Genomic DNA, 15,447 nt, shown 5'->3' with positions numbered 1-15,447 from the left:
ATCCGTTTTCAAACTTGAAGGTGTTTTTTATTTGTCTCATCTTATGGGGTCAGTCCCCACAGCGCAAGGTTTTTCTTCATTTATTCTTTTCCCGCAGCAGCTTCTGACTGTGCGCTTACCAGCTGGCTATTAATCTCCTTCGCATCTTTCAAATACTCTGTCTTGAATCCGCTCTTCAGCGCCCACACATAGAAACCGAGCGATACAAAGGCAATCAAGGCCATATCCCAGCCATACGTAATGACGTTCAGACCGCCGAATTTGTCACTGCCCAAATAGGAAATCATCATCATGACAAGCAGGTAAAACACCATCCATATGCCACCTTTAAAGTTTTGGCCAAATCCTTTCCATTTCGCCTTGGCCTGGTAATAGAAATAAATCGGAAGTCCGATCAAAATAATAAACAGAACCTGCCCTGTTAACGGCCAGCGCGCCCAATACAGCACGAGCGACGCAAAGATAAATCCAAGCGGCGCAATCACGCTTAAGCCTTTTAATCGAAGAGGCCTGTACAAATCCTTCCCTGTCCGTCTCAATGTCATCACTGTAACCGGGCCGGTGATATAAGAAATTAACGTGGCTACAGAAATAATTTCCGCTAACACACCCCACCCCCTGAACAGGAACAAAAAGATAAACGAAACAATCAAGTTAAAAAACATCGCTTGGCGCGGAACGCCGTAAATCGGATGAAGTTTGCCAAACACGCTCGGCATGTATTTGTTCTTCTCCATTCCGTAAATCATGCGGGAAGTCGTCGCCGTATACGTAATACCTGTTCCGGAAGGTGACACAAAAGCATCCGCATATAATACGATGACAAGCCAGTTAATATTTAATGCAATCGCCAAATCAGCAAAAGGAGAATTAAAATTAAGATGGCTCCAGCCGTGAGCGATATCAGACGGATTCACCGCTCCTATGAAAGCAATCTGCAGCAGCACATAAATGACTGTCGCAACTAACAGAGAACCGACAACCGCAATCGGGATCGATTTCCCGGGATTTTTGGCTTCTCCCGCCATATTGATCGGGCTTTGAAATCCGTTAAACGCAAACACGATACCTGAAGTCGCAACCGCAGTCAGAACACTTGCCCAGCCATTCGGTGCAATGCTTTGGCCCGCTGTAAAGTTTTCTCCATGAAATCCGACAAAGAGCAAAGCGCCAATTGTCAGTCCTGGAATAATGATTTTAAAAATCGTAATTAATGAATTCGCTTTCGAAAACAAATTGACTGTCCAGTAGTTCAGCAGAAAATAAATCAGAAGCAAAACAGAAGCGAACACCAATCCTTCTCCTGTCAGCGTTCCGTTTTTCACCAAACCGCTTGTCCATTTCGCCCATTCCCATGGCCACGAACTCATATATTGAACAGAGGCTACAGCTTCAACAGGAATAACGGATACAATTGCAATCCAGTTGGCCCAGCCTGCAATAAATCCGATAAAAGAACCGTGTGAATATTGCGTATATTTCACCATTCCTCCTGCCTCAGGGAACATAGAACCTAATTCACTGTAAGAAAGAGCAATAAATAAAATAACAATCATGCCGATAACCCATGAAATAATAGCAGCAGGCCCCGCAATTTGGGCAGCGCGCCACGCCCCAAATAACCAGCCTGACCCGATCATCGACCCGAGCCCGACCATCATAAGGGCAAACGTTCCCATTCTTCGATGTAACTGATTCATATCGTAAACACCTTTCATGTATGATGACATTCTATTGCTAAGTTATATTATTATTCTGATTACTTTACTTTGTCAATATTTATCGAATGATAACTAAAATAATAAAAAATCAATGTATCTCGCCTTCCAATATAGGAATTTAGTAACTAGCTTCACCTAAAATAGAATTTACTGTAAAACAATCGATAAAATACACAGAGGTTTAGCCTTAAGCAGAACGGGAATGATACAGGAAACATTATTTTTAAAATAGAAAGGAGTTATTACCATGAAACAAAAGCTGTTACTTTCCGGTCTCGCTGTTTCAACTGTCGGCATCACTTCTTATCTATTAAAAGACCCGTCAAACCGCCAAAAGGCAAGAGAATTCATTCACAGCATGAAAATGAAGATAACAAAACAACCAGACATGGAAACGTTCCCAGTCGATAAAGCCGGTCACCCGCACCCGCATGACATTGAGGACAACAAAATGGTATCCGAAGGCTCCATGTATCCTGTTCAATACTACGATGAAAAAAAGAAGTAATCAAAAAGCTCTCTTCGAAAAGGAAGAGAGCTTTTATATTTAGCTTTTCCGTCTAATGCTGCTCATCACAAAACCGCTTTCAGGCAATGACGGCATTCTGGCAAGACTGTAATGCAGCGATTGTGTTGGCACGTCATATTCAACCTGATTCACGAGAAAATCCAGGCTCGCTTTCATCACTTCAATGGTAATCCCTTCCCCCGGACAGCGGTGGCCCTTCTCCGCGTTGCCCCCGCCTTGAGGGATGAAATCAAACGGATTTTCCTCCCGCTCTTTAAATCGCTCAGGCCGGAACTCATCAGGCTTGTCCCACATACGGGGATCATGATTCGTTCCATACACATCAAGCAGCACTGATGCACCCTTTTTAAACTCACAATCATTCCATATAAAATCTTTTTTGACAACGGCTCCTAAAAACGGTCCGAACGGATAAAATCTGCGCACCTCCTGCACAAACATTTCTCTTTCCTGACTGCCTCCAGAACGAAGCCATTCCTTATACTTCGGGTGTTCATGCAGCGCCAACGCTGAAAACGAAATAAAGTAAGCTATCGCTATAATCGGACGCAGCACATTAATGAGCTCGATGGCTGCCATGCGGGCATCAAGCCGGCTCCCATTCTCTTGCGTATAAAAAGCCATTTCATGCAGCGCTGAACCATTTTCAGTTTTCAGCCTGCCGCCGCGGACCTCTTCAATCATTTTTTCAATCCACTCTTCTGTTCGGGGTCTCGCTCTTCTTCCCTTCCAATGCCGCGGTCCCACAGCACCGAACGCGTCTACCATGTCGATGAAATCGTCCGCTCTCTCTTTCACTTCCGTTTCCTTCAGCGGAACACCCGCCCAATAGCAAGCCACCCGGCATAAGATTTCTTTTGCTTCATCAAACAACACAACCTGATCCGCCATTTCCCATCTTGTAACAGCCGCTTCCCACTGCTCTGTCATCAGCTCAGCCAGCCTTTTTTGATGGGGCGGTGTCATTAATGACAGAAAAAGCAGCTTCCGATGAATATGAGCGTCGCCATCCATTGTCTGGATTGCATTGACGCCAAACAGCGATTTCTGCACTCGTTTCGGGAGAGCACCCTGCCGCTGAAACCGTTCGGTATCATAAAATACCTTCGCAGCCTCCGCGCCGCTCATACAAATAAATGTTTTTCCAAGCAAGCGTGCCTGGAACAAATCCGAATGGTAATGCTCTTTTCTATTCTTTATAAACAAATATCCTTCCCGCATCAAAGCCACACTGTTATCGAGGCTTTTGTCATGTGGAATCTGCTCATTCATCCCGCAACCCTGCCTTCCTTTTTTACTTCTGTTTTCACTTCTGTTTTCACGTTATCTCACGAAGATAAACCCCATTACAGTATTTGTCTCCAAGCATTTTTTCATTACTTTTAAAGGTAGAAAAGCAGAAATGGAGAAAAGATAGATGATCAAAACAAAGGGGAGATCAAAGTGAAGAAATGGATATATGCTTTTCTTGTGCTCGTCATTGCCGTGACAGGAGGTTTGTCCGTTCATGCAAAAGCGCCCGCCAATGAAACAAAAAAACACCTGAATGTCAGCCGAATGGATGTGGATAAGGAGTTCAAGGATACTGACGGAACCTTCATCCTTCATGATCTAGAAAAGGATAAGACATTTGTCTACAACAAGGAACGGGCCAACAAAAGACAAACTCCGCAATCTACCTTTAAAGTGACCAATGCCTTAATCGGCTTGCAGGTAAAAGCCGTCCGGGATGAATACGATGTCAAACGCTGGGATGGCATCAAACGCGAATTCGAATCATGGAACCGCGACCATACACTTGGCTCAGCCATGCGGGAATCTGCCATATGGTATTACCAGGCATTAGCGAGGGACATCGGCGAGGAAAGAATGAAAACATGGCTTCATACCCTGTCATACGGAAACGAAGATATCAGCGGCGGAATCGACCAGTTTTGGCTGCAAAGCTCTCTGACAATTTCTCCGTTGGAACAAGAAGCCTTTATGGAGAAGCTTTACAAAGAGAATCTCCCGTTTGACAAAACGGTCATGAAAACGGTCAAACGCATGATGATTCAAGAAGAAGGAGATCATTATACGCTTTACGGTAAAACCGGAACCCGCCTGACAGACATGGGATTAGGATGGTTTGTCGGATTCATCAAAACAGAGCACGGCTCCTATACGTTTGTCACAAATGTTGATGACTCCGGTACAACAGCCAAAAACATCACAATTGATATTCTAAAAAAATATAGCCTGATCACTTCATAAATGAATGAGCCCTGCAAACGTACAGGGCTCTTAAATGTCATGCTCAAAGCAATAATGATTCACAAGCTCTTCAATCAAATCATGATCCGGGTAATTTCCGTTAAACTCGAATTCAATTTCTTCAACAAATTCTCCATGATGATACACGTGGATCGCCCCATTTTGCCGGACGACACTAAACTCCGGCTGAAACGTATATCCGCTTCGTTCAATCGCACCCAATTTCATTCCCGCCTTTCTCAAAGCAGTAATTCATACACCTCATTTAATTCCTTGGCCCGTTTTTGATCCTGTTCGTCTTGGGCATACTTAATTTCCTTTTCCAGCACCTGATTCAAATATGACATCTCATCGTCATCCAAATCCTTTACAAACTCCTCTTCATTGGCATAGCGCTTCGCCAGCATCTTCTTGCAAATCCGCAGACAGACTTCGTTTTCAAGATGATTTGAAAGTGACTCGCGCAAATAACCGAGTGTAACATCCATAGTATAAGCACCTTTCCTTTGCGTTCTATATCCTATAGGTTGCTGAAATGAGAAAAATCCATACGCAAAAAATGAAAAAAGAGACATCAGTCAATGTCTCTTTTTCCTGTATTATTCAGCTGCTTGATTTCTTTTTGTAAGATCCGCCTGCACGCGCTTCCCAATTCCAAAAGCATAATAACTGATGACCACAAGAGCTAAGAAAATAACCCCTACAATTAAAGATATCCGAGTATCATCATTAAACCACATGCCGACAAGAACCATCAGCAAGAAAGCAATCGTCAAATAATTTGTGAAAGGTGCAAACGGCATTTTGAACGGATGTTTATCTAACGCCGCGCCCTTCGCTTTTCTGAATCCGAGGTGGCTGATCAAAATGATAAACCAAGGAATCATCCCCGGCAGCACGCTTGCGCTGTATACATAAACGAAAATCTTCGGCGGCGCAACATAGTTCAGCACAACGCCGACAGCTAATCCGATCAGCACCGCGATTGTGCCATACAGCGGCACACCATTGCGAGAAATCTTCGCAAAGAATTTCGGTGCCTGTCCATTGACACCTAATGTATAAAGCATACGTCCCGCGCTGAATATCCCGCTGTTGCAGCCTGACATCGCCGCCGTGATAACGACAAAGTTAATAATGCCGGCCGCTGCTGTAATTCCAACTTTAGAAAACGTAGACACAAACGGGCTTCCAAGTGAATTCAGCTCATCCCAAGGATATACCGTCACGATCACAAAAATAGCACCGATATAGAAAATCAAAATACGCCAGATAATGCTTTGAATCGCGTTGCGCAGCGTGTTTTGCGGGTCCTTTGCTTCTCCGGCAGTAATCCCGATCAGCTCAACCCCTTGATAAGCCGCAATAACCAGAGACAATGCAAAGAAAAATCCTGAGAAACCGCCCGCAAAGAAGCCTCCGTGAGACCACAGATTAGACAAACCGATAGCATCTCCGCCGTTGCCAAAGCCAAAGAAGATAATCCCGATTCCGGCAATAATCATTAAGATAATCGTCACGATTTTAATCATCGCAAACCAAAACTCAAACTCGCCGAACGACTTAACAGAAATTAAGTTCGCCGCACCGAGAATTGCCATAGCTACGATACCAGGTATCCAAGCAGGCAAATCCGGGAACCAATATTTCATATAAGAACCGACTGCGATAATTTCTGACATGCCGACGATAATCCACTGGAACCAGTTGCTCCACGCCGTCATATAACCAGCAAGGGGATGAATGTATTTATGGCCGAATGTTGCAAAAGAACCGGTACTCGGCTCCACATACAGCATTTCACCCATTGCACGCATGATAAAAAAGATAAAAATTCCGCAAATCGCATAAGCCAGAAGGACAGAAGGGCCAGTCCATGAAATCGTGCTGGCAGAACCCATAAATAAACCAACACCGATCGTACCGCCCAAGGCAATCATCTGAATATGACGGGCGCTCAAACCCCTCTTCAATTCTTTATTTTCCACTCCGCTTCCTCCTCTTAAAAACGAATACATGTACAGCTCAACCGAAATAGGATCAAGGCCGACCAGCCTCCAAAACGTTCTTCATTTCTTATTAAGCTACAAATATCAGAAAATTCAATCATAAAATTGTTAGATAATCTCCAAAATTACTTATTTCATCATAATAAATTTCTCTGGAAAATACAATTGTTTTTTTCGGGTAAACACTTTCATTCAATGGGTTGGATCTATCACTTTAATTAAAATCTTTTATATGAATATAATGAAAACATGACAATATTGAAAACGATGCATGATACAGCTGCTTTCATGAGATGGGCATAAAAAAATAAGCTGTTCACGATGAACAGCTTACCTAATAATTCACGCCGGTTTGACGTTTTAATGTTTCAAGCCACTCTGTATCACCTGTCCCATAGCCCTTGCTTTGCCCCAAATCTCTCAATGACCCATTCCTGTAGCCAATTGACAGAATGAAATCAGGGATAGCATCATACCCGATTTCCGCAATGTTACTGAGCTGTGAACCATAGTGAGATATAGCATAGGAAGCAGTTTGTTTTTGCATAGGATCATTCTCAAGTTTTTCTTTATATACCTCTAATAGATCTCGTCCGTCAGGTGTGATGTATCGGCCGTCGACAACTTCTAAATCCTTCAAATGGTAGCCCGTGACTTCGTACATCTCACGAACTGCTTGGTACTTTTGATACGCCGCTTCGGAATATTGTGCTGAATCGCTGGTCTGGCTTTTCAAGATATGTACAAACAGCTCTTTGCTGTTGTCTCCAGATTGCAGCAATCGCTCAATTTGACCGATGAGCTCCTTGTCGTCTGTTCCGCTCACCTTTACCTTATAATCGATGGGTGTAATGGTAAACGTAAGTTCTGTACCCGCCGGGATTTGAATATGGTTCCGATTCAGGAGCACTTGAAGCTGTTGGTTAACCTGGCTTCGCTGGAACACCTTTGCATTCTCGGATTCCGCTTCCCCATTAAACGTAAGATTGCGAAACGCTGCATCCTGGAGGTTATAGTTTTGCGCCTTTCCTTTGAATAGCCATTCTGTTTCATTATCGTAAGCAGCCTGTCTTTCTGCAGCTGACAGATCACTTCTGAAATAAGGAGACTTCGAATTTTGATACTTATCCTTTATATAACCTAAAGGATCGGACTTCGTTTTGTTTATCGCATTCAGCCGGCTGTACTTTTCATCTAGAATTTTGATTCGGATATCGCTCTCAGATTCATAAGGATTATTGGATCGAATCACAGTTTCTTCCCCTGTGTCTTTCACTGTTCGGTCATTTGCTGATTGAAACACTTTGCTGAAAGTCCCGTTGTTCCCCGCTACACTGGTTTTTGAGTAATTGAGCTGATCGATTCCCTTCTCAGAGGGCCGTGTCTCAAGCCGGCTGTATGCCTTTTCCAGCACCTCTGCAGATGTACTCCTGCCTTTATCAGCCGAAACCTTTTTTGTGATATTCTGTGCCATGAGCTGGGTGCGGATATATTGACGATTCAGACGCATTCGATTCCCTCCTGAATAATTCTCTCCTCTCTATTTATCGGCAAATCTCTTGTATATATTAACCTCTTAAAACATTTATTTACACTTGAAACTTTATTATGTATGATGGAAAAAAAAGGAGGTTTTCTCATGGCTAAAAAATGGATCATTCAATTCGCTCTCATGCTGTCAGTTCTATTTACTTGTACTTATTCTGCTTCCGCAGCCGGAATCACTGCCATTACAGGGAACAATTCATTTGATACAGCAGCCCCAATCGGATATTGGAAATATAAGAATATAGACACAACGATACTGGAAGCCGGACAAGATGAAACCTATTTCACATTTACAGCCAATAAGGGAGAAAAAGTATACGTAAGAAGTACCTACCAGAGTGCGTACACAGGGATGAAAATCGAAATTTACGATAAGAACAGAGTACCTGTTTCGCAAGGCACAGAAGTCATTAATCCTAATACATTTTCTTCTTTTATTTATGCAAACGCCGACGCCCAAAACACCACTGATACATTCTATGTGAAAGTGTCCCGCGGCACCTATACTGGAAACATGTATTTCACACTTTCAATTGAAGACCGGATCAAATCCGGCAGCGGAACGTTCCAATTCAGCGGCGTGGCTGAAAATAAAGGAAATACAAACCTTAGCCCCTCAGGTTCTGACTCCAGCGTCATCAAGCTTGACTTAACAAACCAATCAGGAATTCCTCGTGATGCCACTGTAACAAGAGTCCAAACAACCGCTACTCAAACACCAAGCCAGGGAAATACACGACATATCATCATGACGAGTGAAAACAGCGAATGGCGCCGTGCTCTTGTGAATAGCTCAACTTCGGGATCTTATGATATATCCTTAACAGACCAACTCAGTGTGGCAAAGGTATGGAGTTTTAAATACAATACATTAGCGACTGCGAAATCAACGATGAGTAATGTAAAGGCAAAAATAGATTATCAATACGATGTCACAAAGCAGTTTTAATGTCATACTGAGCTTGCTCAGATTCCATGATCCGGCTCTTTTTTATGCTAAGCTTCCATAGAATAGACTTAGCCCAAGATGCAATTGTTTTGATAAACTATAATCAGTACAACCAAGGGAAGTGCAGCGCAAATGGCATTAAAACAGTTAAAAAAGCTATTATTTGACCGCCCACTGAAGAACGGCGTCATACTGAACAACCAATACAAAATCGAAGAATGCCTCGGCATGGGCGGCTACGGCTTGGTTTATGTGTGCACCGATATCCATACGCAAACACCGTACGTCTTAAAACAGCTCCGTCCGACAAAAGCCAAAAAACAAAAGGAAAGAGTCCGATTTCAGCAGGAAATTGGTCTGCTCAAAAGCATCAGCCACCCGCAAATCCCGGCCTTCATAGAAGACTTCAGCTTAGACGGACAAGCCTGCTATGTCATGCAGCTGGTCGAGGGCGATAATATAGAGGAATTGTTATTTTTTCAAAAACAGCCGTTTAGAGAGCTGATGGCATTACAGCTGATGTCTCAGCTGCTGGACATTGTAGAATACCTGCATGAACGTCTCATTTTTCACACTGACATCAGAACGCCAAACATTATGATGAATCACGGTAACGTATATCTTATCGATTTCGGCCTTGCCAAACAGTTATCTCATGAAGAAGATGAGGAATTAAAGCTCAGAAAGCAGGATGACTTCTTCGATCTCGGAGAAACCCTGTTGTTCCTGCTGTACTCTCAATATAAAGGGAAAAAGAAGAAAAACGCCACTTGGCTGGAGGAATTAACGCTGACAAAAGAAGTAACGCTGCTGCTGAAAAAATTATTGGGCATTGATGAAGAGTATCAGCACACGGCTTCCATTCGCGAAGACCTGAAGCGTGCGATTCAATCAGTGACATAAAAAAACCCTTGTCCCAATGCGGAACAAGAACTTTTTTTGCGATTAACTGCTGCTGTAGCTCCGGCGTTTGTAGCGGTGGCTGCCGCCATAACGATCGTAATGTCTTCTTCTGCCAGAACTGCTGCTGTAGCTCCGGTAATGGCGGCGCCGGCTGCTGCTGTAGTGCCGGTGTCTGCGATGGCGATCACTCGAGCTGCTAGAGAGGTACTTGATCGTTTTGATGATTTTTTTAAACATATGCTGTTCACCCCTTTTCTGCTTCCTATTATATATAATTGTTCGGTAGAAAGAAAAACATAGCCCGATCACTTTTTTGAAAACAAAAACGCAGTCCCATTTTCATTTGTCTGCAGCTCATAGCTAATATGAAGCAACCGGCATATATCCTCAATAATCTTCAACCCAAGCCCGTTACTATCTTGATCTCTATCAAATCCAATGCCATCATCGCGAATCGAAACAGCGCCGTTTTCTATCGTGACTTCCAGCTTTTCAGCTTTCGAATGCTTTAGCGTATTTTGAAAAATGTTATCGAATAACCTTTGGATCCATAAACTGTTGCTCATCCATATCAAACTTTGGTCTGACGGCTTAAATTGCAATTCAATGCCATTGATACTGTATAAATAATCCCACTTTTTCACTGTGGTTTCTAATAGATCAGAAATATTGACTTCTTCATTTACAATATAAGAACTCTCTAACGTTTCGGCTGAGTAATGATTGAATTCATTCGTTAATTCCGCAATATATTCAATTTGCTGGTACAAAGATTCAAATGCGGTTTGATCCTGGCACTGGCTCTCCAAATAAAATAACTGCAGCCTGAGAGCTGTTAAAGGTGTATTGATATCATGCCTTAGTTTTTGCAGCAGCTCCTTTTTTATTTCCTCTCGCTGTCTTAGTTCCAGTTCCCGGTACGTTGTCCGTTCAATTAACAAGTTGACCGACTTGATCAATTCGCCAATTTCATCAGCGTGTTTCACTGCTATTTTATCGGGCACCTTTTGATCACTCGCCAGATGCCGAATGGTTTGATTCAATAGATTGATTTTACGCAGCAGAGAATGGATCGATTTTGAAAATAAAAAAGCTAACAATAAAAGTGATAATAAAAATACGGCCAGCATTACCGGATACGCAAAAGACCTGTGAAAGGGCATGCCATGATTGATCGGTTTAAACAGGCTGTCATAAATCACCGACATCAAAATGCTAACCGCCAGCAACAGTACCGGAACACTAATGACGGCCGTACATAATAACAGCTGATATTTTGTCTTTAGCTTCATTTCTTCACAACGGTATTCAGCCGATACCCTTCTCCATAGATATTTTCAATGATCTCACCCGCTACATCATTAATTTTCGCTCTGATTTTTTTAATGTGCACATTCACGATATTCGGATTTCTGTCTTCAAGCTGCCATAGATAATCAAAGAAATGTTCCTTTGTTAAAATATTGTTTCTGTTTTCATACAGATAAAAGAATATTTTCCGCTCAATCGCGGTAAACAGCACTTCATGGTGCAAACTCCCATTGAATACCTTTTTGGTGTCTGCATCAATATATAAATGTTTGATTTGTGTAAAGGTGCCATAATGATGATCAAGCATATTTTTCATTCTCAGCAGCAGTTCTCTCGGATCAAAAGGCTTTACCATATAATCCTCGCCAATTTTCAACCCTTGAAGCTTGCTGTCCATGTCATTGCGGGCGGACAGAAAAATAATAGGAAGGTTTAACCCTAAATCTTTAATTTTCTTAGACATTTGATACCCGTCCTCACCCGGCAGCATCACATCCATAATGACCAAATCCGCCTTCTGAATCACCGAAAGCACATCCGCTCCATCTGTTTTCCACATCACATGATATCCCTCACGCTGCAAAATCTTCTGCAGCAGATCACCAATCATGACATCGTCTTCCACGATTAAAATATGATAACCCTTCATCTTAGCGAACCTTTCTAATAAACTCCATGGAAAGTTTATATATTTGATCGGGCTGATATAAATAAATACTGTGTGTTCCCCTTAGTTCCTTTATATCGGCTGTATTAAATTGAGCCGCAAACGCTTCATAATCTTTTCGGTTTTGTATGGCATACTTTGAATTTCTATTTTGGTCAGAGACCGCATCTAAAATGAGGACGGGAGTTTCTTTTGGCGCCGGCAAATTTACTGATTTGCTGCCATTTTGGTCAGACTGTAACAGCTCATGCTCCATATCAGCATTAAAAAATTGCTTAAAATTAATGGCTTTATAGATTTCTTTTTCTTCATCAGTTAAAAACGACTGCCGAATCACCTCAGAATTGTATACTGCGGAAGGCATAAATCGATGAAAACCGATCGAAGTCAACAGATGGAACCCCCTCACTTTCAGTCTGTCAATCTCGCTCATTTTATGCGTGACATACTGCTGAGGCAATCCAATATCCATCGCAACAATCGCCTTAATTTCCTCAGGATATTTCTGCGCCCAATAAATCGCTTCAATCCCGGATATGGAATGAGGCATTAAAATATAAGGAGGCTTATTCCCGCTTTGCAGAAGCGCTTTTCTCGTCTGTTCTAATATTGTATCAATATCCCTGCCATCATCATACACGTCGCTGTAGCCATAGCCCGCACGATCCACTACAGCAATCTTGTTTTCTTTTGAAAACTTGCTGTACAACCCCTTCATCTCATAAGCAGGCGCAGCAATCCCCGAACCAGACATAAACACAAACGTATCCTTCCCGCTTCCCTCTTGATACACATTCATCTTTTTACCGTCAACATCGACTAATGTGCCTTTTTCTTTAAGGAGTGCTGCTTCCTTATTTAGCTGGTAATGGTGATAGATAAAGACCGAGACGGCTGCAAGCAAAATCAAAGCACCTATGCTGCCAAAAAAGATTTTTACGACTTTCCATAACGTTTTCATATGATGCTCCTTTCCCGTGATACTGAAAGGATACGATATCAAAATAAATAACTGATTAACTTTGGAACAGTTTTATTTTCATATTTGACTTTGCCCTTACGGAAAGGTGTACATTTGGAGCATAGCAGAACATTTGATGAATATACCCACTAATAAAAAAATATTTCATGATTAAAAAAACCTTCCTGCTTATAGGAAGGACCGTTTGCCATACATACTGACAAGAATGTCAAATCATTCTGTGATTGATTCAATCAGGGCAAATGAATTGGCCATTCTTTTATTATTTGTTCAGCTTTCATCCTTTCAATCCTCCTTATCTTTAAGCTGAAAAGCAATCAGCTTTCCTAATGCCTCTTCAGCCGCAAACGGAGCAACCATTCCTGAAGGATGTTCATGCTCATGTTTTAGGCATTCATACATCTTCGGTTCAATGTAAGAAGGATCGATCCATGCAATACACCAGGATGCCCAAAAACGAGATTGTCCTTCACTTTCTTGAGCGATTTTGATGACAAAGGGCAGACTGGCCTTCCCGATTCTCATAAGTGAAATGGCCGCAGCCATCCTTGTATCTTCGGCATGACTTTTTAATAAACATGACAGTTCCTCCGCTGCTTCACTCGCACCTTCCCCAAACTCGCCTAAAACGGCCGCCGCAATATTACGCAAAGAACCTTCCTCTTTTAAGGCCTCAACCAAAACAGGTATTGCATCTTGTCCTGATTTCTTTAGCTCCCCTATCGCTTGAACAATTGTGATCTCATTTGTATTCGCTAAATTCTGAACAGACAACGACAATTCATCACCATTTGATTTCATAAAAGAGCCCCTCTCTCGTTTGATAACAGATACTCAGCATATTTTCCACAAAGATATATCAGTAAGCGCCTTAACTTCCAATTAACTTATAAATACCACAAACACTGTAAATACTCCTGTGAGGAGCTAATAAAACGACTAGCAAACTGACCATTTTGACATCATATATACTACTGTTAACTTGTTTGTCAGTTAGTATCAGTAATACTACTATAAGAATCTCGGCTGCCCTTTGAGTGAGATGATGCAAGTGTTTACTCCCCAAGTGGCAACTTCCTTGACATTTACGCGGATGTTGAGGTTTACATGCTCTTGTGTTTCCAGTTTTCGAGCAAGGCAATCGTGCCGTACTTCACCTCGCCGCCGGCAAAGCCTTAAGAAATCTCTTTCAGTTTCAGTGCGCCTTCGACACATACAGAACGATGTTGGCCCTTGGAAGGCTTATGGACTGACTTTGAACAGCTTATAAAAAAACACCCGCTTGTATTTACGAGCGGATGTTAGATCTTTCGAAATGAACCCATTGAATTTTAAACAGTAAAACAAAGCAGTATATTATTGATTAATATCTTTTAGCGCCTGTTTCGGTTGTGAATGAAAAATCATCAATGATGCAATAATTGCAATCATAACCCCTAATGCACCAATCCAGGTAATCGAGGCCAATGATACGTTTTCTACAAAAACCCCTCCTATCCCTGCGCCGACTGCCATGGCTAATTGCATCATTGACTGATTCATGCTAAGCAAAACACCTGACATTCCCGGTTCTATTGTGGCCAGGTGAAATTGCTGTGTCGGACCGGTAGACCATGCGGCAAACGACCATAATATCAGAATCACCAACACTCCGATATGGGAATGGGTGACAAGTGACAGCAGAATCAGTGTGACGATATGCAATGTCATCCCGCCAACGAGTGTAAAGGGCACTCCCCATTTATCGGTGCTATATCCCCCAAACTTTGATCCAACCAAACTGGCTATTCCAAATATAAGCAAAACACCGCTAAGCAGCTTGCCGCTAATTCCTGAAATGTTCAAGAGATACGGTGACAGATAGGTATAAGCAACAGAATATCCCCCGAGCCAAAAGAAAGTGATTGATAAGCCCATCGCCACTTTCCGTTTTTTGAAAAGAGCAAGCTGTTGAAGCAAAGGTACAGGTTTATCCCCTTCAGTATGCGGAAGAGTAAAGAACATAACGGCCATTGCGATCAATCCCAACAAAGCAATTGCACCAAATACAGACTTCCAGCCTAATGCTACTGCTATCATTCTTCCAAGCGGAACACCAATGATTAAAGAAGCGGTAAATCCCATAACGACCGTAGCGATGGCACTGCCCTGCTTCCCTTCCGGCGCAATCTTAGCGGCAATCGTTAATGCGGTTACCACAACCACACCTGCTCCCATCGCCATAATGATCCGCGCTGCAATAAACCAACCATAACCAGGCAGAACAAAGGCCAAGATATTGCCGAACACAAACAAACCGAGAGCATAAATCATCAATCTGCGTCTATCCATACTTGCTGTCAACGCCATGAGTACGGGTGTTAAAAGAGCATATACAAGTGAAAAGATCGTAATGAGCTGGCCCGCGGCGGCCAAGGTGATCCCGAGTGTATGCGCAATGTGATCCAAAATACCGGAAATGATGTACTCTGAAGTTCCGACTAAAAAGCTGACAATGGCTAACATATAAATTTTCCAGGTGTTAGACATAAACATTCACTCCTTAATTTTTATTAAAACAACATATCACGAATTA

16 protein-coding genes and 1 pseudogene are annotated in these 15,447 nt (G+C 42.4%); 4 read left to right on the top strand and 13 right to left on the bottom strand.

Annotated features, from left to right (window positions below):
• Window positions 1-80: 80 nt before the first annotated feature.
• On the bottom strand, window positions 81-1,700 hold the full coding sequence (locus CJU60_RS20260; RefSeq protein WP_024120052.1) for a glutamate/serine transporter AimA: 1,620 nt from the start codon (window positions 1,698-1,700) through the stop codon (window positions 81-83).
• A 268-nt stretch (window positions 1,701-1,968) separates the two neighbouring features.
• Between CJU60_RS20260 and CJU60_RS20255 the strand changes: the two genes are divergently transcribed.
• Window positions 1,969-2,229 carry a hypothetical protein gene (locus tag CJU60_RS20255; protein ID WP_024120051.1) on the top strand — a complete coding sequence of 87 codons (261 nt, stop codon included), beginning with the start codon at window positions 1,969-1,971 and terminating at the stop codon, window positions 2,227-2,229.
• Between the two features lie 39 nt (window positions 2,230-2,268).
• Here CJU60_RS20255 and cypC read toward each other — a convergent pair whose 3' ends face one another.
• On the bottom strand, window positions 2,269-3,522 hold the full coding sequence (gene cypC / locus CJU60_RS20250) for a CYP152 family fatty-acid peroxygenase CypC (protein ID WP_095714773.1): 1,254 nt from the start codon (window positions 3,520-3,522) through the stop codon (window positions 2,269-2,271).
• A 171-nt stretch (window positions 3,523-3,693) separates the two neighbouring features.
• On the opposite strand from cypC, the gene blaOXA reads away from it, so the two are divergent.
• Window positions 3,694-4,503 (top strand): class D beta-lactamase, encoded by an 810-nt coding sequence (blaOXA, locus tag CJU60_RS20245; RefSeq protein ID WP_095714772.1) that lies wholly within the window; start codon window positions 3,694-3,696, stop codon window positions 4,501-4,503.
• Window positions 4,504-4,533: 30 nt separating this feature from the next.
• On the opposite strand, the gene CJU60_RS20240 is transcribed toward blaOXA, so the two are convergent.
• The 4 genes from CJU60_RS20240 to CJU60_RS20225 all read right to left on the bottom strand — a co-directional run bounded on the left by CJU60_RS20240 (window position 4,534) and on the right by CJU60_RS20225 (window position 8,022).
• Window positions 4,534-4,725 carry a DUF5370 family protein gene (locus CJU60_RS20240; RefSeq protein WP_095714771.1) on the bottom strand — a complete coding sequence of 64 codons (192 nt, stop codon included), beginning with the start codon at window positions 4,723-4,725 and terminating at the stop codon, window positions 4,534-4,536.
• Window positions 4,726-4,742: 17 nt separating this feature from the next.
• Window positions 4,743-4,991, bottom strand: a complete 249-nt coding sequence (locus tag CJU60_RS20235; RefSeq protein ID WP_010332841.1) for a sigma-G-dependent sporulation-specific acid-soluble spore protein CsgA — start codon at window positions 4,989-4,991, stop codon at window positions 4,743-4,745.
• A gap of 111 nt (window positions 4,992-5,102) precedes the next feature.
• The gene (locus CJU60_RS20230) at window positions 5,103-6,491 is read right to left on the bottom strand and encodes an amino acid permease (RefSeq protein ID WP_024120047.1); all 1,389 of its coding nucleotides are present in this window, start codon (window positions 6,489-6,491) and stop codon (window positions 5,103-5,105) included.
• Between the two features lie 355 nt (window positions 6,492-6,846).
• Window positions 6,847-8,022 carry a DUF4885 domain-containing protein gene (locus CJU60_RS20225; protein WP_095714770.1) on the bottom strand — a complete coding sequence of 392 codons (1,176 nt, stop codon included), beginning with the start codon at window positions 8,020-8,022 and terminating at the stop codon, window positions 6,847-6,849.
• A 129-nt stretch (window positions 8,023-8,151) separates the two neighbouring features.
• On the opposite strand from CJU60_RS20225, the gene CJU60_RS20220 reads away from it, so the two are divergent.
• Together CJU60_RS20220 and CJU60_RS20215 are read left to right on the top strand one after the other, a co-directional pair.
• Window positions 8,152-9,009, top strand: coding sequence for a hypothetical protein (locus CJU60_RS20220; protein ID WP_095714769.1), 858 nt, complete (start codon window positions 8,152-8,154; stop codon window positions 9,007-9,009).
• Window positions 9,010-9,141: 132 nt separating this feature from the next.
• The gene (locus CJU60_RS20215; protein ID WP_024120044.1) at window positions 9,142-9,912 is read left to right on the top strand and encodes a serine/threonine-protein kinase; all 771 of its coding nucleotides are present in this window, start codon (window positions 9,142-9,144) and stop codon (window positions 9,910-9,912) included.
• Here the strand turns inward: CJU60_RS20215 and CJU60_RS20210 are convergent.
• The 7 genes and pseudogenes from CJU60_RS20210 to CJU60_RS20180 form a co-directional block, all read right to left on the bottom strand.
• Complete coding sequence (locus CJU60_RS20210; protein WP_255238365.1) at window positions 9,897-10,160, bottom strand: hypothetical protein; 264 nt, start codon at window positions 10,158-10,160, stop codon at window positions 9,897-9,899. The genes CJU60_RS20215 and CJU60_RS20210 overlap by 16 nt on opposite strands.
• Before the next feature lie 57 nt (window positions 10,161-10,217).
• A complete protein-coding gene (gene ybdK / locus CJU60_RS20205; RefSeq protein ID WP_180948915.1) occupies window positions 10,218-11,204 on the bottom strand; it encodes a two-component system sensor histidine kinase YbdK in 987 nt (328 codons plus the stop codon).
• The gene (gene ybdJ, locus CJU60_RS20200) at window positions 11,201-11,872 is read right to left on the bottom strand and encodes a two-component system response regulator YbdJ (protein ID WP_095714768.1); all 672 of its coding nucleotides are present in this window, start codon (window positions 11,870-11,872) and stop codon (window positions 11,201-11,203) included. Before ybdJ ends, ybdK begins: the two co-directional genes overlap by 4 nt.
• Before the next feature lies 1 nt (window position 11,873).
• A complete protein-coding gene (locus CJU60_RS20195) occupies window positions 11,874-12,851 on the bottom strand; it encodes an alpha/beta hydrolase (RefSeq protein WP_095714767.1) in 978 nt (325 codons plus the stop codon).
• A 306-nt stretch (window positions 12,852-13,157) separates the two neighbouring features.
• The gene (locus tag CJU60_RS20190; protein ID WP_095714766.1) at window positions 13,158-13,673 is read right to left on the bottom strand and encodes a HEAT repeat domain-containing protein; all 516 of its coding nucleotides are present in this window, start codon (window positions 13,671-13,673) and stop codon (window positions 13,158-13,160) included.
• Window positions 13,674-13,901: 228 nt separating this feature from the next.
• Window positions 13,902-14,095, bottom strand: a pseudogene (locus tag CJU60_RS20185) (glutamine--fructose-6-phosphate transaminase (isomerizing)); the annotation flags it as partial.
• A 133-nt stretch (window positions 14,096-14,228) separates the two neighbouring features.
• The gene (locus CJU60_RS20180; protein ID WP_095714765.1) at window positions 14,229-15,401 is read right to left on the bottom strand and encodes an MFS transporter; all 1,173 of its coding nucleotides are present in this window, start codon (window positions 15,399-15,401) and stop codon (window positions 14,229-14,231) included.
• Between the last annotated feature and the right edge of the window lie 46 nt (window positions 15,402-15,447).

Origin of the sequence: Bacillus sp. 7705b, from assembly GCF_002289525.1 — a bacterium.
Taxonomy (GTDB): domain Bacteria; phylum Bacillota; class Bacilli; order Bacillales; family Bacillaceae; genus Bacillus; species Bacillus halotolerans.
The sequence above is the reverse complement of the archived record's forward strand: the minus strand, read 5'-3'. Positions and strand labels throughout refer to the sequence as shown.